This is a genomic window from Nocardia sp. NBC_00416 (genome assembly GCF_036032445.1).
In the GTDB taxonomy this organism is placed as follows: Bacteria; Actinomycetota; Actinomycetes; order Mycobacteriales; family Mycobacteriaceae; genus Nocardia.
In genome coordinates, this window is the sequence record NZ_CP107932.1 from 3,751,779 (window position 1) to 3,775,041 (window position 23,263).

Sequence of the window (23,263 nt, forward strand, 5' to 3'; positions counted from 1 at the left end):
CTGATCGGTCGTTGGGCGGACTGGGTCTGGCCAGCCGACGGCGGGTGTCAGATGAGCGGCCAGATATCCGAGGACTGCACGGGAAACAGCAGTGGGAGCAGCACGCTGCCGCGGGTGGTCTGCAGGCGGCTGTCGGGGAAGGCCCGAGCCAGTTCGTCCCAGGTGGCATGACCGAAGACGATCTGATGGAACATCTGTTCGGGCAGCGAGGCGTCCGACGCCCGCCGGCTGTGGCCCGGCCACCTCTCCACCGCGCGCAGGATGCCGTTGTCGAAGGAGAGGCGAATGCCGTAGCGGTAGAGGTCGATACGAATCTCACCGGTGAAGGCTTCGGCCGCGGTGCCGATCAGCCGCTGTTCCAGAACGGGGGCGATCGCACGGAGCAGGGCGGGCGCGTCGGGCACCCGCAGGAACCAGCCGATCTCGGGCGGACGCCGGACGAGCAGGTCGCCGAGCACCTCGTAGGCAGGGTGCTCCCGGCCGAGCCACAGCAGGTAGCTCTCCGGAGACTCCTGGCCGGGGAGGGTGAGTTGCCGGAGCACGCTGGGAACGACCTCGAACCACGAGACGCCCGGCCTCAATTCGAAGCGGGCGATCGATACGGCCGGCTCCGGGCACGGTAATCCGGGCAGCCAGCTGGGGATCGGAAAGCTGGGGGTGCCGCCATAGCCGAGTACCACGTATCCGACTGGCCCGGTGGCCATCTCGATGATCAGGATGTCGCTGTGGACCATGCTGTCGGCGCTGCGCCCGCCCAGCTCGTGCCGCCAGTGAACCTCGTCGCGCACGCACGCCAATAATCCCCGGCTCATCGCCCGGGCTTCGGTGTCCATGAGAAACGCGATGTCGTCGACTGTCGCGGGCCGCGGCGCTACCGGCTCGCCGCCGGTAGCGACGGGAAGATCCCGCAGGTATCCACCGCGGCCGGCCCGTTGGGTGATCGCGGGCAGTAGACCTGTGTCACCGCGGAAGGACAGGATGTCGGTGATCCCCTGGATCAGGTCTCCGCGCCGCGTGCTCGCCTCGAGCAGGGCGTTCAGCTGTATCTTCGACAGGCCGTAGCCCCGATGGTCCGGCCGGGTGGCCGCCAGTTCCAGGAGCCCGACACCGAGGGGCACCCCCGCGTAGGACCAGGTCTGCGGGACCATCAGGAAGCTGGACACCAGTTCGCCGTGTCGATCCTGCACCACGAACATATCGTCGGCGCCGATCGTGGGATGCCCCTTGTCGAACAGGTCCCGCTGCCAGCGCCGGACGGCGGCGTTCGGGCTGCCGTCCGGGGCCGCGTGCACGGCGGCCAGCAGATCGCCCAGCGCATCGCGGTCTCCCGGTACGGCGTGACGCAACTGCAGACCGTCCGCAAGCTCCCGTGGGAGCCGTGCCGGGGTGGGTGGTCGCTCGTCGGACATGGTTCCTCCAGTGGGCTGGGGCAATGTGCTGACCTTCCGGTCCGTGGGTCAGCCGACAGGGCCCGCGGAGTGATGCGGACATGACAGAGTTCCGGGCCCCGCGCCGACCGCCGGAGCGACGGCAGGGCGTCCCAGGGTCACCGGCAAAGTGTCGAGACCGCGGACGTAGCCGCGCCGGCGTTCGGGCTCTCCGGCGAGCTCGAGCCGGGGAAACCGGCGGCTCAGTTCGGCGAAGTACACCTCCAGCTCGGTCTGGGCGAGTGCGTTGCCCAGGCATACGTACGCGCCGCCGCCGAAGGTCAACGGCCGCGGCCCGGCGCGCTGGATATCGAACCGGTCCGGGTTCTCGTACACCTCGGGGTCCCGGTTGGCGGAGCCGAGCAGCGGCGCGATCACCGAGCCGCCGGGAACCTCGACCGCACCGATCTGCACCGGCCGGTCGGTCACGCGTATCACTCGGTGCAGCGCGCAGTCCCAGCGCAGCGCCTCGCTCACCGCGCCCGCCGCCCGCGCGGGGTCGTCGCGGAGCAGGGCGTACTGGCCGGGATCGGAGAGCAACGCGTAGGTACCGGTGCCGATGGTCAGCGTGGTGGTTTCGAAGCCGGCGGTGAACAGCAGGATGACGAGGCTGAGCAGCTCGTCTTCGGTGAGCCGGTCACCGTCTTCGTCGGATGCCGCGAGCAGACCGGAGGCCAGGTCGTCGGCCGGATGCTCGCGTCGATATCGCAGCAGCTCGGTGAAGTAGTCGCGCACCTCCACCATGGCGGCGTCCGCGCGGGCCAGGGTCGCGTCGTCGACGACCAGATCCATCACCCGGAGAATATCGCCGAAAACCCAGCGGAACCTCGGCAGATCGGTGTCGGGCACCCCCACCAGGGACGCGATGACCGCTACCGGTAGCCGGAATCCGACCACGTCCTGGAGATCCACCACGGTGTCGCCCGAGCCTTGTTCCTCGAGTGTGTCGAGCAGCCCGGTGACCACCTGCTGTATCGCGGGCACCAGGGATTCCACTCGACGCTTGGTGAAGGCCTTGTTCACCAGCCGCCGGATCCGCGCATGACTCGCATGGCCCTCGAACGGCAGGCTGGTGAAACACCAGACGGCCGCCGGATGAGCCCGCCAGTCGGGCAGGATGCGGTCGTGCCACTGATGATCGGGAACGCGCACCTGCGGACTGCTCAACACCCGGTGACAGTCCTCGTACCGGCTGATCAGGTACATGTCCAGTGCATCGTCGAAGAACACCGGCGCGGACCGGCGCAGCTGAGCGTAGGCCGGGAACGGGTCCTGCGGCGCGCCGGCGAGAGTGCCGACCGCCGCCGCTGCCTTCTCCAGATCGGACATCAAATCCTCTTCATACGACAGAGATCGGAAATACGGATGACGGGATGACGCGTGCCGGACAGTCCGACCGCAGCGCCGCGTACGAGTTCGATGTCAGTCCCCGTCCGCCCGGGCCGGGACGGGTCGACCGGCCTTGAGGACCGCCTTCGCCTGCCCGAGGACGGCGGGATCCGCGGTCGGATCGGCGGGCACGACGCTCACATCAGCGGTGGCGCCGGGGCGCAACGGCGCTCCCGTGATCGCCCGCAGTATCTCGACAGGGCTCAGCCCGGCATCGGTGAGCGCGGCGATCTCGCGGATGTTCACCCCGATCGGCAGGGGGCCGTTGCCGAGGTCCGTGCCGTACCGCACCGTGCCTCCCGCGCTGTGGAAACGACGCAGGTTGTGCAGGGCGGTGCGACGGTCTCGGGTGTGCTCGCCCCACCCGTGGATATCGATCGTGGAGACGATCGTCGTATCGCGGGCCAGGTCCGCGACGAGGCTGTCGTCGAGCTCTTCGGTCCACGGCGTATGCGCGAGCACCCGGACCCCGGCCAGATACGCTCGCCGCGTTTGACCGTGGCCCTGAGTGTGCGCGGTGACCGGGATGCCGTGGGCGCGCGCCGCACCGACGACGGCATTCAAGGTGGCGTCGTCGACGACCGGCCCGGCCTCCGAGTTGAGCGTGACCTTGATCGTCGCGGGGCGACGCGCGACGAGCGACTCGACAGCCCGGATCGCGGAGACGGGATCCTCGACCTCGATCGCGACTCGTGGTGGCGCCCAGGACTGCCGGGAAGGGTAGCCGCCGGGAGCGGTCAGGAACGGGCCGGCCGCACGGATATGGGGTAGTGCGGGATCGGATCGCGCGCGATCGACCAGCGGCCAGATCTCATCGGGAGCCCAACCCAGATCCAGCACGGTCGTCACGCCCGCGGCCAGCAACTGTTCCGGTCGGATCATTGCGGCGTGCACGTGATGGTCGGTGAGCCCGGGCAGCAGCACCCCGTCGACATGCGTTCGAGTTACGGCGCTCGGTGCATCCCTGGACGGCCCGATCCAGCCGATCTCGCTGCCGCGCACGCCGACTGCGGTGGGTCCGGCCAGTGTTCGCTCCCCCAGCCACGCGGCGTCGGCGGTGAGGAGGAGATCAAAGATCATGCGGTTTCACCAGTTCGGGAAAGTACAGCGCGTCGATGGTCCGGCTGAGGTATCCCGCACCCGAGGTTCCGCCGGTTCCCGGCGCGTCGGCGATATGCTTCCGGACGATCTCGAGGTGCCGCTGCCGCCACAGCCGCAGGTATGCGTCGATGCCCGAAAGTTGCTCGCAGATCTCGTATTCGACACCGTGATGCCCCGCGGCATAGATGCCCTGGAATACCCCGAGCAATTCCGGGGTCGTCTCACGGCCGCAGCGCCAATCCCGTTCGAGATAGCTCTCCGGCACCGCGTGACCGCGCCGGTGCAGATAGCCGATCAGCTCATCGAACAGACTCGGACCGGCCGAATACTCCGGGGCGATATCTTGCCAACCGGAATGTCGTTTTCCGAGAAGGAATTCCAGCGCCCGATACTGTTCGGAAAACATCCCGGACGCGGGGCCGAGAAACGGCCGTATACGGTGAAAAGCGGTGGGAGTCAATGTGTCCAGCACCAGCCATTGATTGTCCAGCAGCAGCAAGATCTGCTGGGCGCGTGCCAGCGCGGGCAACACGGGCCCGTCCGTGCGGAACGCCTCTCGTGTCGCGGTCAGCTCGTGCAGGAGCAGCTTGAACCACAACTCGGTCGCCTGGTGGAAGATGATGAAGAGCATCTCGTCGTGCTCTGCCGGTTGCGTGCGGATCCGCTGCGCATCGAGTATCCGCGCCAAACCTAGGTACTCCACATAGGCTGACCTGCCCTCATCAGTACCCACAGCGGATTCCGCCCCTCTGGATCCGAGCCCACTGAGACGTCGGCCACACCGAGGCGGGCGGCAGAACGCGACCGCGCGGCCGACTGCCGGTCGGGTCCCGGCGGGCCGGCACACCGGTCGCTCCCGGGCGGTCTCGAGGAGGTGGTGGCGCCGCCTCTCGTCGCCGCGACAGACCGAGGTGGGCAATCCGCACGAATTCGACTGATATAGGCGGTGATTCGGAAGTTCGGGCCGCCGCTCGAGGATCGGAGAATCCGTGCCGACCTTCTGAATAAGCCCCGTGGAATTCGAATCCGTCCGGCCGACGAATCGGTGAAGTCGGCACTGGGCACTCCTCAACATTTGACGCTCTATGGGCATTCAAGCAGGCGAGTAATAAGAATCGGCGGCGAAAACTTCCCACGGCTGGGCATTCGACTAGCGGAACGGACATCGCCGACCGCCGGAACTTCCGCACGATAATTCCGCGCAACCAGGCGTGCGCTGTCCGTTTGCCGAGCCGTCACCACGAGCGGACCGGGGCGCCCGCTCGAGCCGCCGACGGGCGCCACTGCAGTACCCGGCCCAGCGTGCGTTGCCTCGACAGCGGACCACGACGCCGGTAAGCATTGGCGAATGGGTAACCGCCGAGACCAGATCAAGCGCGTAGCCGCGGGGCTCTTCGTCGAGCACGGAGTGGCGGGTACCAGCGTGCGCGATATCGCCGAGGGCGTCGGCATGCTGTCCGGCAGCCTCTACCATCATTTCCCGTCCAAGGATGCGATCGCGTTCGCGATCCTCAGCGATTTCCTGACCGATCTGAACGCCCGCTACCGATCGGTTCTCCCGCACGTCAACGGAATGCGCGAGGAGCTTCGCGCCCTGGTCCATTCGTCGATCGAGATCGCCGGGGCACACCCGTACGCGACCGAGATCTACCAGAACGAGCGGGCCTATCACGGCCCCGACGCGCCCGCGGCGATCGCGACCGCGGTCCGGGAGGCGCACACCTTCTGGATCGCCGCCGCCACCAAGGCGAGCGCCTGCGGCGAACTGCGTGCCGGTCTCGATCCGGTCGAGTTCGCACGGATGCTCCGCGAGGGCGTGTGGTGGTCGATCCGCTATCACCGCGAACACCTGGACGAGCGACGTGACGAGGTCACCGATACCGTGCTGGCGGCCTTCGTCGACGGCGGCGCCGCGCCCGGCGCACGCACGGGCGCCCGGCCGGCGGCCGACGATCGGTCGATCGTCGATCGACTCGACCGTATCGAGCGTCGGCTGGAGAAACTGTCGGACTCCCTGCTGCACGAGCCGTAGGCGAATGCGCCGCAACCATTGACAGGCGCAGTGACACGGGACACACTATCGAGCAGTCGCTTGGCTGTGGCCAAGCGCTTGCTTGATTGGTGGTTGCCCTATGAGACATACCCGGATGCTGTGCTGGATCGCGACCGCCGCCGTGGCGCTCGCGGGCTGCGCCCAGGTCCACGAGCCGGTGGACGACTACATCGTCCTCGGCATGGACGAGGATTCGACCGGCCCGGGAGCGTCCTATTCGACGATCGCCGGTAGCACCGTCCGCGCGACGGTGGCCCGTATCAACGCCGCGGGCGGGATCAACGGCAAAGAGGTCCGGCTGGTCGTGGAGAACGACGAGAGCAGCCCGACGAACACCCCCTCTGTCATTCGAAAGCTGGTCGACCAGGGCGCCTCCGCGATAATCCTGTCGACGGGCAGCGGATCGGCGTTGCAGGCCAAACAGATCTCGCAATCCACCGGGATCGTCACCATCGCGCCCACAGCGCTCACCGACACCGTCGCCGGTCCCCCGGGCAACGAGTTCGCCTACATGGCCCCCAACCCCCTGGCCCAATACGCGGATGTCTATTGCGGGGCATTCGAGGCGCAGGGCCGGAAACGGCTCGGCGTGATAGCCGATTCCAGTCCCGCGATCTCCGGAATCCTCAATACTCTGGATCCCCGGCTCCGCAAGTGCATCGATATCGTCGGCACCCAGAAAGCCGCCGTGGACGCCGCCGATCTCACGGCCGGAGTGAGCAGACTGCTCGACAGCGATCCGGACGTGGTGCTCGTCGCGAGTGTCGGCGGCAACTTCGAGCTGCTCGCGCAGAACACCGTGCACCGGTTGGCGCCCGACCTGCAGCGCTTCTCGCTGGCCTCGATCGGAAACCAGCCCGCGTCCTGGAAACTCGCCCAGCCCGGCGCCCTCGACGGCCTCGTCTATATGGGCAGCCTCAGCGCGGACAACCGCCGGACCGCGGAACTGCAGAACTGGCTGCGAACCGTCAAAGGGCCCGGCTACTCACTGACGGCCTACGACGCGCAGGCCTACGACTCGGTGATGCTCCTCGCGCGGGCCATCGAGCTCGCGGGAACACACACCGATCCGCACCTGCTCAACCGGGCCATGCAGGAGATCCGCGATGTTCCGGCGAGTTTCGGTCAATCACCGCTGACCTTGTCGTTCTCACCCGATAAACACATCGCCCCGGACTCGGCCTGCGGTCTGGTGCTCATCGAGTTCGGCAGCGACAACACACCCGCCGGGCCCTGGTCGGAATACCAGCCGCAGTGCTCGAACAAGGGAGCGCAGCGATGAGCGACCCACAGCTGTGGCTTGCCGCGGCCGAGATCGGCTGCTTCTTCGCCCTGGTCGCCCTGTCGATCTATCTGGTCGTCGTGGGCGCTTCGTTCTTCAACTTCGCCGCCGGCCCGTACGCGATGGCCGCGGCCGTGCTCACCGGGTACGCGACCGCCCACTGGGGAGTGCCGGTCCTGGTCGGCGCGGCCCTGGGAGTCGCTGTCGCAGTGGGGATATCACTGCTGACCGAAGTCGTCGTGGTCCGGCCCGTGCAACGCCGGTCCGGCGGCGCGGAACTTCCCGCGCTGGTCGCCGTCACCGCCACGCTGTTCGCCATCCAGCAGCTCGCGGGCACGATCTTCGGCCGGACGCCGGTCTCGGTGGCCGCGCTGATCCCGCTGCCGGATTTCCGCGTCGGGTCGGTGGCGGTGCAGGGCACCACGGCCGCCATTGTCCTGGTCACCGCGGTCGTACTGTCCGCCACTGTGCTCTGGCTGCGGCTCACCGCCACCGGCCAGCTCTTGCGCGCGGTCGGTGACAACCACGAAGCCGCACGCATGATCGGCGTGAACGTCAACAGAGTCCGGCTGTGGGCATTCGGTCTCTCCGGAGCCATCGCCGCCCTCGCCGGAATCGTCTTCGCCGCCAAATCCGGCGCCCAGTTCACCAGCGGATTGTCCTGGACGCTCACCGGATTCATCGCCCTCGTCGTCGGCGGCACCGGAAAACCCTGGGCGCCTTTGATAGGCGGACTCCTGCTCGGCTGCGTCCAGGTGTTCGGCGCCTTCTATTTCGGCGCGACCGGCAGTTCGATCGCCATCTTCCTCATCGCCCTCGTGTTCTTCGCGTTCCGTCCCGAAGGCCTGTTCCAACGAAAGGTGCGTGTGTGATGGGTGCTGCCGCGATCACAACCACCAGACCTACCGCACGGGCGCTGCTCGCCGAACTGTCCACCTGCCTCGCGGTCGTCGTCGTGGTGTTGCTCTGGATGGGGCCCAGCCTGTACCGCCAGGACCTCGTCTTCCTCGCCGCCACCTACGCCCTGGTCGCGCTGGGCATGTACCTTCCGTTCGTGCTGGCCGGCTCACTGTCCATGGCCTACAGCGCCTATGCGGCCATCGGCGCGTACGCGGTCGCCTACCTCTCGGTGAAACAGGGCCTGTCACCGTGGTGGGGCTGGCTCGCCGGCATGCTGATCGCCGCCGCGGTCGCCCTCGTCATCGCCGTGGCGACCCGGAAACTGTCCGGGTTCTATCTCGCGGCCGTGACATTGCTCTTCGCGATCGCCTTCGAACATTGGCTGGGCGACGCCACCGCCGTCACCGGCGGTGCGTCGGGAATCTCCGCCATCCCGGTTCCGTCGCTGTTCGGCTGGGAACCGCCGCGCTACGCCCAGGTGGTGGCCGCGATCGTATTCGTCTGCGCGGTAGCGGTCCTGATCGACCGGCTCCGTCGCTCCGCCTGGGGCATCTCGCTCTCCGCCGCCCGCGAGAGCGCTCCCGCGGTGCAATCCGCCGGCATCTCCCCGACCCATCTGACAGTGGTGGCATTGGCGGTCGGCGCGGCGATCGCCTCCACCGGCGGCGCGCTGTTCACGGTATCGGTACAGGCGGTGACCCCGGAGACCTTCGGTCTGGACCTGGTGTTCCTCGCCATTTTCATGCCGATCATCGGTGGCCGCGGATCGGCCTGGGGCGCGCCGCTCGGTGCGCTGATCGTCGTGGCCGTCACCTTGAACATGCCCGGCTACCAGGGCTCGGGCGAGCTGCTGCTGGCCGTGGTCGTACTGGTCATCCTGCTGCTCGCACCCGGCGGAATCATCGGCTGGGCCCGCCGGATCTCCACCCGGCTCATACCGTCCCGGCCCCGAGACAGGAGGTGACCACGATGGCATCCACATCCTCCGCAGCCCTGCTGTCCGTGGCAGGAGTGACCAAGCACTACGGCGGCGTCACCGCCGTGGACAACGTCGGGTTCGAGCTACCGCCCGGCCGCGTGCTCGGATTGGTCGGCCCCAACGGTGCGGGAAAGACCACCCTGGTCGATTGCATCGTCGGCACCCAGTCCGCCAGCTCGGGCACGGTGCACGTCGAAGGCCGCGAACTGCGTTCCGGTCCGGCCCGGCGAGCCGGAGCGGGGCTCGCCCGCACCTTCCAGCACCCACAACTGGCACTGGAACTGACACCCGTCGAGAACATCGTGCCCGGTATCGTCGGCCGGTCGATCGGTTCCTACGGCGCCGCACTACTGGCTCTCCTGCGCGGCCTCGCGGGTACACCGCACGCGGTACTCGACCAGGCGAGGGCGGTCGCCGAGGAGTACGGCGTCACCACCGAGCCGGTACCCACCGGCAGCCTCGGCCTCGGATCGCAGCGTCTGGTCGAGATCGCCCGCGCCATGGCAGCCGAACCCCGGGTGCTGCTGCTGGACGAGCCGTTCGCCGGATCCGATACCGACGGGATCGCGCGAATCTCACACGCCGTGCACAAGGTCCGCGACTCGGGACGGTCGGTCGTCCTGGTCGATCACAATGTCGATCTGATCGCCGAACTCGCCGATTCGGTGGTGTTGCTGGCGGACGGCCGGGTGGCCTTCACCGGAACCCCGCAGGACTGTATGCGCAGCGCGGAAATGCAGTCCGTCTACTTCGGCACCGCATCCCCTGAGGAGGCCCGATGATCACCACCCACGGGATCACGGTCAGCTACGGCAACGCCGTCGCGGTCCGGGACGTCACGCTGCGCGCGGGCTCGGGCGAGGTCACCGCGCTGGTGGGGCCGAACGGCGCCGGTAAGTCGAGCCTGCTCTCCGCGCTGTTCGGCAGTACTCCGGCACGCGGCGCCGTCACCCTCGACGACACCGAGCTCAGCGGTGCGCCCGCCCAGCAGCGGCTGCGCGCCGGAGTCGCTTTCGTCCCTCAGGGCCGGCAATTGTTCGGGCGCTTGACGGTACGGGAGAACCTCGAGATCGGGGCACGACTGCTGGGCGCCCGCAACGACGTCCTCGACACGGCCTTCGACCGGTTCCCGATCCTGCGGACCCGGTCGAAACAGCTCGCCGGCGTCCTCTCCGGCGGCGAACAGCAGATGCTGGTGCTCGCCCGCGCCCTGCTGGTCGCACCGCGGGTGCTCCTGCTCGACGAGATGACCACCGCGCTGTCGCCGAAGATCTCCGGGGAGCTGCTCGACCACGTTCGCGAGCTGGCGGACACCGGGATCACGGTCGTGGTCGCCGAACCGGCTTTGCACCGTGTCTCCCGCATCGTCGACCGCGGGTACGTCATGATCCGTGGCACCCTCTCCGAGCCGAAGGAGAACGCCGCCGACCTCGATACCGCCTACCGTGCCGCCATGGGCATGCTGGAGGAAGCCCTGTGATGAAACCGGCCCGCCGCGCCGATATCGCCGACACCCCCGGATTCACCGCCGACCCGGACGCGTTCACCGACTACTCGGTGAGCGACCTGGTTCGGCACTGGGCCCGCAGCCGGGCGGACGAACCCGCGTACATCAGCCCGGCCGGGACCACCACCTGGGCCGAATACGACCGCATCGCCGACAGCGTCTGCGCGGCGCTGCTCTCCCTGGGGAACACTCCGGCCGCCACCGTCTACCTGCCCGACACCGTGGAGTTCCACGCCGCGCTGGTCGGGGCGTACCGCGCCGGGGTGCTCGCCGTCGCGGTCGGGGCGCGCTCCGGACCGGCGGAAGTCGCTCATCTGATGTCGGCGTCCGGTTCCACCGTGCTCGTGACCACCAGCGACAACCGCGGGCGACCGGTGTCCGATCTGGTGCGCGAATTGCAGGCACGCGACGCGACCCCGGCAGCGCTGGTCCTCGTCGACGGCGCGGAGATCACCATCGACGGCGACGCGGCCTGGGCGACCGGGCGCCCCGCAGTTCCGGCGGAGTTCTCCGTGGACGACGTGTGCCTCCTCAACAGCACGTCGGGCACGACCGGGCGGCCGAAGCTGGTCAAGCAGACCCAGCGGCGGTGGAACTCCTTCGCGGCGGTGGCCTGCCGCAACGCCGCCATGCACGCACAGGAGGTCGTCGCCGCGTTCGTCCCCGCGCCCTTCGGGTTCGGGCTGTGGACCTCGCATTTCCTGCCGGCGCTCCTCGGCCGGCCGGCCCTGGTGATGGACAGATTCGATCCCGTGATCGCAATCGATCTGATGGCCCGCCACCACGCCACCGTGCTGGCCTGTGTGAGCACCCAGTTCCGGATGATGCTGCAGACACCGGACAGCACACCGGCCCGAGCGAGCACGCTGCGAGTCATGTTCACCGGCGGCGAGGCCGTGCCCTACGCCGAGGCCAAACGTTTCGAGGAAGCCACCGGCGCGCTGGTCCTCCAGTTCTACGGTTCCAACGAGACCGGGGCGGCGAGCGCCACCACGGTCGACGATGACGACGAGACCCGGCTGGGCACCAGCGGCCGCCTCATCCCGGAGATGAACGTCCGGGTCCTCGACGACGGCACGAACGAAGGCGGCCCCGGCGTCCGGCGTGGACAGCCCGCGGTGCGCGGACCGCTCATATCGCCCGGTTACTGGAACGACGAGGCCGCGAACGCCGAACTGTTCACCGACGACGGCTGGATCCTCCTCGGTGACATCGTGGAAGTCGACGAATCCGATCGACTGCGAGTAGTGGGGCGGCTGGCGGACCTGATCATTCGCGGCGGCAAGAACATCTCCGCACTCGAAGTGGAGGACTTCGTTCGCGAGCACCCTGCGGTGGAAATGGTCGCGGCGGTCGGCGTGCCCGATCCTATATTCGGCGAACGACTGTGTGCCGCGGTGACATTGACTCCAGGAACCGACCATTTGACGCTCGACGAGCTGAATTCGTGGCTTCGCGAAGCCGGAATCACCCGCGAATACCTACCGGAACGACTGCGAGTGTTCGAGAATATGCCGTTGGCCCCCGGCGGAAAGATCGCCAAAGCCCGGGTACGGCAGTTGATCGAGACGAACACGGGAGATGACCATGCCTGACGGCGTAGCCGACCTCACCGGCCGCACGGCAATCGTCACGGGCGCCGCGCGAGGACAGGGTCGCGCGGTCGCGCGGTCGCTCGCCCGACGCGGCGCCACCGTGTGGATCGCCGACTTGTGCGCGCCCAGCGATACAGCCCCTTATCCGCTGGCGACCAGCGACGATCTCGCCGAGACAGCCCGCCTGATCGAGAGCGACGGCGGCGACTGCCACCCATCCGTACTGGACGTCCGGGACGCCACGTCCGTCACCGCGTTCGCCGACGCGGTCGCCGCACGCGCGGGCGGCATCGACATTCTCGTAACGTGCGCCGGAATCGTCGGATTCGCGCCGGCCGCCGAACTCTCCGACGCAATGTGGGCCGATATGCTGGCCACGAATCTGACCGGGACGTTCCACTGCATCCGGGCCGTCCTACCCCATATGGCCGCCACCGAGTCGGGCCGGATCGTGGCGATCTCATCGATGAGCGGCAGACAGGGAACTCCGAATCTCGCCCACTACTCGGCGTCGAAATGGGGTGTGATCGGTCTGGTCAAATCCGTCGCTCTCGAATACGCGGAAAGCGGCGTGACCGCGAACGTCGTCTGCCCTACCAATGTGGATACCCCGATGCTGCACAACCCGGCGTTGTACTCATTGTTCGCACCCGATCTCGACCACCCCGAAAGAATAGACGTCGAAGACCGATACGCCCGGATGAGCCCCATGCGGATCCCGTGGTGCCCACCGGAGGCGATCGCCGACGCGGTCGATTATCTGGTCGGCGAATCCGGCCGCTACACAACCGGATCGGTACTCGACGTGGGGCTCGGGGCGACTGCCCGGATGCCGTGAGAGCCGGCGCGGATCAGAACTCCACTAGCGAATCGCTTTCGCTGACATAGGCTTCCGCAGGACGGATCGGCGATTCGAATCCCCATCGGGCCCGGTAGGAGGAGAATCCCGCTCCTGGATCCGGCCCGCCGCCGCGGCGACGGCATCGGCCCCGGCGGCCGAATGATGTACTCTCCCCGCGCGATACCCAACATTGGGAAGTTCCTGATCCGCCCCGGCCGAATCCGCCGGGCTAAATTCACCGACATGTCAATTCCCGTGTGTTGCGCGGCGCCGACCGACCCGATGCGTCGACCGGACGCACGCGGACCGTCTTCGGCCCGCGCGGCTGCCGGGTCGTGCCCCCAACACCGAAACCTGGTCCCGAGCACCCGATGGAGACGGGTGTGCTGGTTCGCATAGACCGATGTCACTCCGACGACCGAGCGCACCCTCGGTCGAGAACATCTCTTCGACAAGGCGAACACCGGCGGAATATCGGTTGCCGGACCGATATGCCCACCGGTGAACCGCGGACCACGGGCACGGCATCGCCGGCCCGGGTGATATCCGCCGCCGACAGCGACGCCCCGCTCGCAGACTTCGACACCCTCCGGCGCGACACATCCCGCCGGATCCTCCGCAACCGGCGCGACGATGCGAAACCCCGCGGATAAATCTTCCTTCGGCGCATGCCCGAACTCCGATATTCCCGCAGCACAGCCCATTAGGCGTCCCGTCCACGCGCAGGCCGGATCCTCGATCAGAGGCCGGGCTCTCATCGCCCTGGACGACGGCCACACCCCAGTGCTCGAAGCCATCCACGCTCACTCCGCCGCTCGGGCGGGTGGCGACCGTCTCGTCGATTCCGATGATGGACTGCCGCAATCGCTCCCGGCCGATACGGCGGCGGTCCCGGTGGGCGCCCGGCATGGAGAGGTCCTGAAGTGAATCTGGGGCTTCCGGAGGGCATTCCGCCGTGGATCGTCGAGGTGGTCGCAGGCCAGGTCCCCGAGTGCAAAGCGGAGGGTCTGCGTCGGTGCGGAGATCACCATTCGGCGGCGGGGAGTGGACTCTCGGAGTTGGCCGATGAGCTCGAGAGGGTCGCGCGCGAGCAGTTGCCGGGTGTGCTCGAGGGGGCGGCCGGGGACACGGTCGCCGAGCAGATCGCGGCGAACATCGCCGATATGCGGTCGGTGGCCAAGGGTCTGGACGATCTGGCGCGCAAGGCCTATGAGACCGCCATGGTGCTGGAGTTCCAGCAATTGCTGGCCTACGGGATCATCATCACGCTGGCGCTGCAGGTGGCGGCGTCGCTGGCATTGTTCGCCGCGGGCGGGTCGGTGCTGATCTACGCGCAGCGGCTCGCGGCCAGGGAGGCCGCGGTGATGGGGTGGCGCGGCATGCTGCTCCAGTTGGCGCAGCTGCTGGCCAGGTTGGTGGTGCGATTCCCGAGGTTGTCGGCGACAGTGGGTGCGGCCGTGCTCGGCATGGGGATCGGGGGCGGCGTCAACCTGGGTGCGCAGCAGATCCAGATCGCGTGGGGGCACCGGAAGAAAACCAACTGGAAGGACGTCGGGGTCGCGACTGCCGCGGCCGCCGCGGGCGCCATGGTCGGTGCTCCGGTGGGGCGGATCCTGGCGTCGACGGTGCTGCGGCGCACGGTGAATGTGGCGTCGACGCGGACTGCGCGGATGAGCGGGCAGGTGCTGGCGACGCTGGCCGCGGGCGCCGGGGGTGGCATATCGGGCGGGGTTGCCGGTGGGGTCACCGCCTGGGCGGTCACCGGTGGTGAACTGCGGGGCAAGGATCTGCTCAGTATGGGGATCACGGGGGCGGGGTCCGGTCTGGTCACCTCGGTGGGGTCGTCGTTGAACGCCGCGCGGGCCGCGTCCCGGTCCGGACCGGTATTCGCCGACTCCGGCGCGGGGGCCGCGCCTCCCGACATCAGATCCGTGCACCCGCACGATCCGGTCATCGGCGACGCGGGCAACCCTCAGCAGACTTCGGCCCCGGTGGGGCAAACGGGACGGCCGGGGCGGTCGGTGACCGCGGCCGGAGACGGTCACGCGGTCCCGCCCAGGGACCTGTCGAGCACGGATATGGCACACGGACAAGAGGTTCCCCCCGAGCTCGTCGGGGATATCAATCAGATCTATGACGACGCCAGAGCCAAGCTCGACCCCGCGAAATTCGCCGAAGGCGGCCCCCGGCAGGCCGCGGAGAACTATCTCGCCGAGCCACGCGGCGTGCCCCGCCACCCCGGCCAGGAGCTACCCCCCGCCAGCGGCTCCGGCTCGAAAGATTCCGGGCCACAATCCAATTCGCCCACGGGGAATCGAGGTCCGGGGGCACCTCACACCGCCGCACCGGCAACACCCCACCTCGCACCCGCCGGCGCCTCGGCCGCGCCCGAGGCCCGGCCGGTGCGTGTGATCTCCTCGACATCGGCCGGACCCGACGCCCCGGGCCCGCGCGTCTCGGCCACACCCGACACCCCGCCCCCCATGATCTCGGCGGACCCGACCGCCGCCCCGCCTCACTCGGGAGTCGCCGACGGATCCGGGCCGACCGCGCTCGCCGACGCCCCCGCCGTAACGGCGCCCGACACCACACCCGCACCCGACCAATTCACCCCCGCGGCACACGACGGCGGCGCTCTCGCTCCCACCGCCGATCACGCGGTCACCGGCGCCGGTGACCCACCCACCGGCAATCACCCCGACCTCACCGGCGGCGTGCCACCGCAGACCGGGGACGGCTCACACCCCTCCGGCCTCATCACCTACGACCGCGGCCCCGGGGAAATGAACTGCGCCCCCGAAGCGGTGGCCCGCACCAAGGACTACGTAGACCAACACGACGTTCAATGGGGCGGCGACCCCACCGCGATCGTCGACGACGCCGCGGTCGCCGGCGTCGACGCCGGGTCCTACGCCAAAGCCGTCGGCGGCGACTTCAAACCCGGCGGGTGGCGCACACCGCGCGAACTCGTCGAAGAGGTCGCGAACAACGGCGGACACAACGCTTTCGCCTTCCAATTCGAGCACGGCGCACACGCCGGAACCGTCACCCAGACCAAACCCGGCCACGTCGTGATCTCCGAACGGCTCACCAGGGTGGTCACCGGCCCCGACGGCGAGATCAAACGCGTCGTGATCGACCGCGAGACCTATTCCGAAGGAAGAGTCCTCGAATACGACGTCGACTCGGCAGGCAACCGGACCGACAGGGTCAGCACCCGCGAAAACCCCGACGCCCTCGAGAACTTCTACGACCAACTGCCCCGGACCAAGATCGTCAACGGCGTCTACTTCACCGACGGATTGCCGAAGTTCCAACTCCACAACGGCGAGACCGGCGGCATGATCGGTATCGACGTCCCCTGGGACAACCTCGGCAACCGAGTCGACGGCGGCACCGCACTCCTGGACCGTCCCGCCAACGCACCGCCCGCCCCCGAAACCTCGCTCAGCCCCGCCGAACACGCCGCGTTCGCCGACCTCGCCCATGCCTTCGACCTCCCCTCGGCGCCCACACCGGACAACGCGCCGCCGGTGACCGCGGCCCAGCAGCCGGAGACCGCAACCGCAGTCCCCAACGCGACCGAAACGGTCACCTCGAGCCCCACTGTTGCGGAACCAACCGCTCACGCCGCCCCCACTCACACAACGGAACCCCCCACAGCGCCGCCGCGATCGACTCCTGAGAACACTCCGGGATCGACCACCACGCCGAACAACGGCGCACACCAAGAGGTTACGGCCACACCGCAGTCCGAACCCGGCCTCCCGCCGAACACGGCGAACGCCCACGTATCGGCCATCGCGCCGGAGCCCGGTGCCACCGGCCTCCGAGCGCCGGTCGATCCCGGGCCGCAGCCGGGCGTACCGCGCACCGAACCTCCGTCGACTGCCGCGGCCGCGACGGCAGCAGCCGCTACGACCGCGACTGCGGCGGCCGCGGCTTCGGAGACGGGTTACGCCACCCCGCCGATAGATTCGCCGTCACCGGCAGGCGGGCTCGGCACCAGAGCCGAGGTGATCGCGACCCACGACGCGCCGACGCACGCCCCGGCCACGGGCGGCCTGACTGTTACGACACCGGACGCAGAGCCCGATGAGTACCAGCCTCCGGCCTCCGATCCAGAGTTCATCCTCCCCCGGCCGGACGTCTTCCCGAACCCCGGCGAATACGGCACCACATTTCCCGTCGAGGCGCCCCGCGAATACCAGCGGCCCGACGGTGGCGAATTCCATCTCCCCGGCGTCCCGCACATCGAGGAGGAAGAGCAGTCCGACCGAGAGCTCGCGGTACCCCGTGACCACACCGAACTCCGCCCGACCTTCCCCGCGACGAGCCCATTCCTAGACCAGCCGGCGGACACCGATCGAGATGCCGCGGAAGCGAACCCGCTGACCGAACCCGCGACGAACCCGTGGTCCACCTCGCCACAACGCCTGTCCGCCACACCCCCGACCCCGCTGCCTGCCCCACCCCCCGCCGGGTCCCCCACCGCATCTCCCGACACTGTCCTGCGTCCGAACCAATTCCCCACCCGCTTCGACAGGAACGCACCCGGCGCACCCACCGACCCGTCCCGCTGGGTCCCTTTCGACCCCTCCAGCCTCGACTACCTCCCACCGCTGAGCGGCCTCCCGGATCACGCGAGCAGACCGGGTGCTTTCCTCGCGGTGCCGCCGAGCGAACCGGTGGAGGCCGTCTCGTTCCCGTGGGTTCAAGCGAAAGCCGGTGGAAACAGACCCCACAAGGGCCGCAAGAACCGTGGCGGGCCGAAGTCGAATCCGACCACGCCCACACCGCCGCCGGCGGGCGCACCGCAACCCGCGCCACAGCCGGGTTCGGAAACCACCCCGGCCCCCGCACCCGTCGCCGAGCCCCCGGCCGAACCGCAGCGCATAATCCAAGAACCAGCCGCCGAAGAGCCCGGCACGGCGGTGCAGCAGCCCGACGAAGCCACGCAACCCGACCAAGCCACACAGCCCGAACAGGCCCCGGCGACCAATAGCGCCTCGAAATTCCTGGATTCGCCTGCGGCCCACACCGCGAGAACCCCACCCAACAAGAACCTCCGGAAACGGTTCTTCACCTCTGTCCCGATCGCCATCGCGACCACCTCGATCATCCAGTTGAACAGCTCGTTCCTGCTCGATCACGGCGCGACGAATTCCGATCTCTCGGTTGCGCAACTCACGGCCAACGCAGCAGGATTCGTGGGTTCCCTCTCGGCTGTCAAAATTGGGAACAGTTTCCGACATCGTGAATCACTGAAATTCATGTCGAGCCTCGGTCTCACGGCGTCTGCTGCCGCCGGCGGCTGGATCATGTTCGGACTGGACGGCGTCATATACGCCGCGATAGGCGTGGCTGGAATCCTGGTCTTCATCGATAATGTCAACGGTAATATCGGGACGCTCTACAACATGTGGTTGGCCAAGTCCGAGGAAGAAAAGGTTGTCGCCAGAAAGTATTCATTGATCGAGCGTTCGTCGGGCAGCGCGGTGGGCAAAGGGCTCGGTCCGGCGGCCTCGGCGATCGGCGATTGGTTCATGAACGGACTCCTCGCCGCGGCACACGGCGTGAACTTATTCGTGCTGTCGAAGCTTCCCTCGCCGACGCGGGCCGAGTTCAAAAAAGAGGCCGCGGAGTTCAAGAAAATGGTGGCGGAGCAGAAAGCCAAGGGAGAGAAGGCGACAAAAAAGCCTGGGACCGTGGCCGGGATCCGCCGCATGTTGGCGGACGACTGGATGAAATGGTACCTGGCCATCAGCCCGCCTGCGGTTTTCGCGGTCGGGCTCGGCCAATCGCACGTCGCGATCATGGCCAACGAACAAAACTACGGCTCGGCAGCCAAGGGAGTAGTCTTCGCGTCCCTCGGTCTGGGGTACGCCGCAGCATACCCGTTCACGGAAAAGCTCCGGCGCCACATTTCCTTTGAGCGCGCCTATCCGTGGTCGTTGTACACGCTGGCGGCTCAAATGGGGGCCTACGCGTTGATTCCGGGCCAACCACTGGCCATCGGTGCGCTATCGTTCACAGCCGGTGTCGCCTCATATATCAACAACCTGCAGTTCGCGGGCAAACGAGACGAGGTAGCCGGCGACGCGCTGGCCGGCACGACTTCCGCCATCAATACCACCAACCTCATCTGGGGGATGGCCGCCGGCGCCGCCCTCTCCCCCATGTTCGCTCTCGGTTCCACCACGGTCGGCTTGCTGGACGCCGCGTTGTTGACCGCGTCGGGCATCGGGGCATCCGTGATCGGAATTGCGACGCGCCGCCGGAATGCGAAACTGCCGCAGACAGGCGACGGTTCGTCCCCACACCCCGATTCCGTCGCCGCCGACCCCGCCGCCGTCACGAATACCACGAAACAACTCGCCCGCGCATTCCAAAAGCTGCGCGGCGACACCGAATACACCGACCCGAAGTCGAACGCGAAGGGCAGCTGGAAACCGCTCGAGGACATCATCGGCACCAAGATCAGACCGCATGCCCTCACCGGCGACGCCGCGGTCGCCGATATCGTCGGAAAAGTCCGCACCCGACAAGACGAGGTCGCCCTCGCCGTCGTGATCACCCAGAAGGGGACCCAGGTGGAGGGCGCGATCATCACCGATATCGAAGGCGTCCCCCTCCGCTTGGGCAAGCTCCTCGACGACCCCGACACAGTCTCCTTCGCCTACTTCACCGACAACAACAAAGGCGGCCTGTCCCCCGCGCGACCGCCGAAGCGCGGTGGGATATTCCGCCGCCGACACAAGGAAGACCCCGAATCCGAGCTACAAGGCTCATCTCCCGAAACCACCCCACCGCCGCCCGAGCCGGGCCCCCAGCAGGCCCCCACCCCGACCGAACCGGGCCCCGAGGCGCCGTCGCCACGAACACCGGGCGCCGCGCAGCCCTCGTCACCGGATAAACCGTTCAACTCCCGATCGGCCCTCCCGACACACCCCGCCGAAACCCCCACAACCCACCAACCGAAGCCCTGGAAAACCCCCCACCAAACCAACCTCACAAACACCATCCCGGAAGTACCACTCGCCGGAAACGAAACCTCCGGACACGGTGCGCGGATCGGACCCGATCCCGCGGAGTCCGCACCGCCGACAGCCACCAGGGGCGAGCGTCCGATCGACACCGGGAACCTCGACACCGCACCCGAACGGTCACCAGCCCGGTCGACCCGCATCCCCCACATCGAAGAAGCCCTCGACCTCCCCCCTCGCAAAGACCGCAGGCCCGCACCATGGGCCGCGCATGCCGACCGCGACGTCCCCGACCAGACACTGACGCCGCAGCAGAATCACGAGCGCAACGGCCGAGCACCGGTCCCGACTCCGTGGCAGCGGGGTCGCCGGTAGTTCGTGCGAGCGCCGAGCTCTACACCCGAACCGAGAACCTCCAGGCAGGGCACGCCGCAGCACAACAGAGTTCATCCGTGCCAGGGTGATCCCGGGTGTCCGCTGCCCCGGAATCGATCAGTTCCGCTTCCGCTCGACCTGGAACGTCGTGCATCCCGCGGCCGACACGTTCCCGCGCATGGTGCTCGGCTGCACCCGGGTGGCCACCAGATCCACCATTCCGTAGTCACCGGGCCGTTCGATCCAGCGGACCTGGTCGAACTCCACCTTCTCGCCCTGGACCGAGGCACGCATTTCGTACTTGCCCGACTTCGCCTCAGGATTGTTCGCCAAGGGATGGAAGGCGAATTCGGTCCGCCCGCTGTCCTCGACGGTCAGCTCGAGCCCGGTCTCACCCTGTGCACAGGTGTACGTGCCGACCCAGACGCCGGTGATATCAGCCAGGTTCAGCGAATCCGATTCGACGGTTTCCGCTTCCGCCGCGACCGCGCTGCCCGACACCGAATGTCCGCAACCGGCAATCGGCGCCATCAGCAACAAAGCAACCGCGACGAGCCACCGGCCCCCCGTTCTCCCACCACGCATGCCCGGAACACTACCGCGCGGCGGGCCACCCACGCCCCTGATATGAGGCCGCCGGCTCTGTGCACAGCATCGGCACGACCGTGGCCGCCGAATTCGATGTGCACTCCGACTGCGACGACCTCGCCGCTCGGGGGAAGGGACCCGCTGCTCAGCGGGCAGGAGACTGTCCGAGCGAGCGGAGGTAGATGAGTGTCGCAGCCCCCTCCGCCACCAGCGCGAGCACTTCCCGCTCCCGTGCGGTGAGATCGGCCAGCGGTGTGCGGTGCCTGCTCGATTTGACGAGTGCGCGGACGACCTCGGGATCGACGATCGTCTCGCCCGCGGCGACGCGGGAGACGGTGTCGAGAAACTGCCGCACATGTCCCACCCGTTCTTTCAGGAGGTAGCCCACACCGCCTTCGGTCGAATCAGCACCGAGTAGATCGTCCAGATATGCGACCGAAACATACTGGGAGAGAACGACTATGCCGAGATTCGGGTCGCGGCCGCGTAGCTCGGCCGCGGCGCGGAGTCCGTCGTCGGTGCCGTTGGGCGGCATCCGCACATCGGTGATCACCAGATCCGGTGCGTAGGCCGCGTAGGCGTGGACGAGACCCGCCGCGTCGCCGACCGCCGCGCTCACCTCGTGTCCGGCCGAGGTGAGCACACTCTCGAGTCCCGCGCGCAGCAGTGGGCTGTCTTCGGCCAGCACGATCCGCAGTCGAGGGGGTGGTGCGGTCACACTGAGCACTCCATCCGGATGGTCGTCGGCCCGCCGGGCGGACTGGTCACCGTCAACTGTCCGTCCAGGGCGGCGAGCCTGCGCTGCAGGCGTTCGAGGCCGTGGCCGGCCACGATATGCGCGCCGCCGGGCCCGTCGTCGGTGATGCTCAGTATCCACTTCCGGTCGGTGTGCGTGCCGCGCACGCCGACCCGGGCCGCGCCGGTGTGCCGGACCACATTGGTGAGGCATTCGGCGACCAGCACGTAGGACATGTGCTCGACGGCCGGTGGCAGCCGGTTGCCGGGGACCGACGGCGCGTCGAGGTCGATGCGGATATCCAGCGGCAGATCCGCCGCGAGATCGATCAATGCCGGTTCGAGGCCGCGTTCGGCCAGTACCCGGGGTGAGAAACCGCGCAGGACGAGCAGTTGGACGACCGGATCGTCGAGCGAATACCCGGCCGCTCCGGCGATACCCCACGGAATCCATGCCCCCGCGAAGGCAAGCAACAGGAACCATCGAACCCCCCTCCGGCTTACGGTGTTGTGCCCGAACGGCCGCCTGTGGGCCAGCGTTGTATCCACGCCTCCATTACAGAGCGGCGGCCGGGGGAAGTCGGTGGAGAACAGGACCGTTTCACGGTCGCGTACGCGCTACCTTCGTATCGGCGCGGGAGACCGGCCGACAGCCCGCGGCCCGACCGACTCCGGGATTCGCTCTAGCCGCGCGGTAGCGCTTGCACGATCCGCGTGATCCGCGCTCCGGCATCACACACCTTCTCGATCTTCGCGGTGAGCGCCTCGCCTTCGAACTCCTCGGAACGGCCACCGACGCTGATGGAAGCGACCACCGATCCGTCCCGCCCCAGGATCGGTGCCGCCACCGCGGCGACCCCGGGCAGATAGTCGGAATTGCTCACCGAATAGCCGGCTCGCTCGATCTCGTCCAGATGTTCGACGAGCCGGTCCGCCTCGGTAATGGTCTGCTCGGTGATCGCGGGCAGATCATTCGTGATCCACCTGTCCCGCAACGCTTTCGAATGGGCGAGCATGACGGCCGGCCCCGCGGCCACGTGATAGGGCATCACCGACCCGACATTGATCCCGGCGACCACGAGCGAGTTACGCCCCTCGAGCAGATCGATGCAGACCGCACCCTGTTCGGCCGGCACCATCAGATAGGCCGTGTTGCCGAACGCCGTCGCCAGTTCGGTCATGAACGGCTTTGCCGCCGACCGGATATCGAGTTTGGCCAGCGCCGCGGAGCCGATCTCGAACACCGGCATAGCCACCCGGTAGGCGCCTTCTTCGGTGCGGTCCACCCATCCCGCCTGGACCAGGGTCGCCATCAGGCGGAACACGGTGGTCTTGTTCATCCCGCTCGCCACGGTGAGGTCGTTCAACGCCCAGGTGGGCCGGTCCGCACTGAAGTGACCGAGCAGCGTGCACGCCTTGAGCACGGCACCCACGACATCGCGCCCCCCGGACACCTCGGACTCGGCGGGCACAGTCGCCTTCGGCTCGGACGGCACAGCCACTTG

At 68.1% G+C, this 23,263-nt stretch carries 17 protein-coding genes; 9 read left to right on the forward strand and 8 right to left on the reverse strand.

Annotation, left to right across the window (positions count from 1 at the left end):
* Positions 1–47 precede the first annotated feature (47 nt).
* The 4 genes from OG804_RS15875 to OG804_RS15890 form a co-directional block, all read right to left on the reverse strand.
* The gene (locus OG804_RS15875) at positions 48–1,409 is read right to left on the reverse strand and encodes a GNAT family N-acetyltransferase (protein ID WP_328387306.1); all 1,362 of its coding nucleotides are present in this window, start codon (positions 1,407–1,409) and stop codon (positions 48–50) included.
* Positions 1,410–1,457: 48 nt separating this feature from the next.
* Complete coding sequence (locus OG804_RS15880; protein ID WP_328387308.1) at positions 1,458–2,756, reverse strand: cytochrome P450; 1,299 nt, start codon at positions 2,754–2,756, stop codon at positions 1,458–1,460.
* A gap of 93 nt (positions 2,757–2,849) precedes the next feature.
* Positions 2,850–3,896 (reverse strand): amidohydrolase family protein, encoded by a 1,047-nt coding sequence (locus OG804_RS15885; RefSeq protein WP_328387310.1) that lies wholly within the window; start codon positions 3,894–3,896, stop codon positions 2,850–2,852.
* A complete protein-coding gene (locus OG804_RS15890; protein ID WP_328387312.1) occupies positions 3,886–5,010 on the reverse strand; it encodes a tryptophan 2,3-dioxygenase in 1,125 nt (374 codons plus the stop codon). The genes OG804_RS15885 and OG804_RS15890 overlap by 11 nt, the downstream gene beginning before the upstream one ends.
* 255 nt (positions 5,011–5,265) lie before the next feature.
* On the opposite strand from OG804_RS15890, the gene OG804_RS15895 reads away from it, so the two are divergent.
* The 9 genes from OG804_RS15895 (at position 5,266) to OG804_RS15935 (ending at position 20,435) form a co-directional block, all read left to right on the forward strand.
* Positions 5,266–5,949, forward strand: a complete 684-nt coding sequence (locus tag OG804_RS15895; protein WP_328387314.1) for a TetR/AcrR family transcriptional regulator — start codon at positions 5,266–5,268, stop codon at positions 5,947–5,949.
* A 100-nt stretch (positions 5,950–6,049) separates the two neighbouring features.
* Positions 6,050–7,252, forward strand: a complete 1,203-nt coding sequence (locus OG804_RS15900) for an ABC transporter substrate-binding protein (protein ID WP_328387316.1) — start codon at positions 6,050–6,052, stop codon at positions 7,250–7,252.
* Positions 7,249–8,124 (forward strand): branched-chain amino acid ABC transporter permease, encoded by an 876-nt coding sequence (locus OG804_RS15905; protein ID WP_328387317.1) that lies wholly within the window; start codon positions 7,249–7,251, stop codon positions 8,122–8,124. The genes OG804_RS15900 and OG804_RS15905 overlap by 4 nt, the downstream gene beginning before the upstream one ends.
* Entirely contained in the window at positions 8,124–9,116 is a 993-nt protein-coding gene (locus tag OG804_RS15910) for a branched-chain amino acid ABC transporter permease (RefSeq protein WP_328387318.1), read from the forward strand. Before OG804_RS15905 ends, OG804_RS15910 begins: the two co-directional genes overlap by 1 nt.
* Before the next feature lie 5 nt (positions 9,117–9,121).
* A complete protein-coding gene (locus OG804_RS15915; RefSeq protein WP_328387320.1) occupies positions 9,122–9,913 on the forward strand; it encodes an ABC transporter ATP-binding protein in 792 nt (263 codons plus the stop codon).
* Entirely contained in the window at positions 9,910–10,611 is a 702-nt protein-coding gene (locus OG804_RS15920; RefSeq protein ID WP_328387321.1) for an ABC transporter ATP-binding protein, read from the forward strand. The genes OG804_RS15915 and OG804_RS15920 overlap by 4 nt, the downstream gene beginning before the upstream one ends.
* Positions 10,611–12,233, forward strand: a complete 1,623-nt coding sequence (locus OG804_RS15925; RefSeq protein WP_328398431.1) for a class I adenylate-forming enzyme family protein — start codon at positions 10,611–10,613, stop codon at positions 12,231–12,233. Before OG804_RS15920 ends, OG804_RS15925 begins: the two co-directional genes overlap by 1 nt.
* Complete coding sequence (locus OG804_RS15930) at positions 12,226–13,071, forward strand: mycofactocin-coupled SDR family oxidoreductase (RefSeq protein WP_328387323.1); 846 nt, start codon at positions 12,226–12,228, stop codon at positions 13,069–13,071. The genes OG804_RS15925 and OG804_RS15930 overlap by 8 nt, the downstream gene beginning before the upstream one ends.
* Positions 13,072–13,997: 926 nt before the next feature.
* Positions 13,998–20,435 carry a hypothetical protein gene (locus tag OG804_RS15935; RefSeq protein ID WP_328387325.1) on the forward strand — a complete coding sequence of 2,146 codons (6,438 nt, stop codon included), beginning with the start codon at positions 13,998–14,000 and terminating at the stop codon, positions 20,433–20,435.
* Between the two features lie 117 nt (positions 20,436–20,552).
* Here the strand turns inward: OG804_RS15935 and OG804_RS15940 are convergent, their stop codons facing one another.
* From OG804_RS15940 to OG804_RS15955, 4 genes are all read right to left on the reverse strand, one after another.
* Entirely contained in the window at positions 20,553–20,966 is a 414-nt protein-coding gene (locus OG804_RS15940; RefSeq protein WP_328387327.1) for a hypothetical protein, read from the reverse strand.
* Between the two features lie 202 nt (positions 20,967–21,168).
* The gene (locus OG804_RS15945; RefSeq protein WP_328387329.1) at positions 21,169–21,741 is read right to left on the reverse strand and encodes a response regulator; all 573 of its coding nucleotides are present in this window, start codon (positions 21,739–21,741) and stop codon (positions 21,169–21,171) included.
* The gene (locus OG804_RS15950; protein WP_328387331.1) at positions 21,738–22,232 is read right to left on the reverse strand and encodes a sensor histidine kinase; all 495 of its coding nucleotides are present in this window, start codon (positions 22,230–22,232) and stop codon (positions 21,738–21,740) included. Before OG804_RS15950 ends, OG804_RS15945 begins: the two co-directional genes overlap by 4 nt.
* Before the next feature lie 209 nt (positions 22,233–22,441).
* Positions 22,442–23,260 (reverse strand): IclR family transcriptional regulator, encoded by an 819-nt coding sequence (locus OG804_RS15955; RefSeq protein ID WP_328387333.1) that lies wholly within the window; start codon positions 23,258–23,260, stop codon positions 22,442–22,444.
* Positions 23,261–23,263 lie beyond the last annotated feature (3 nt).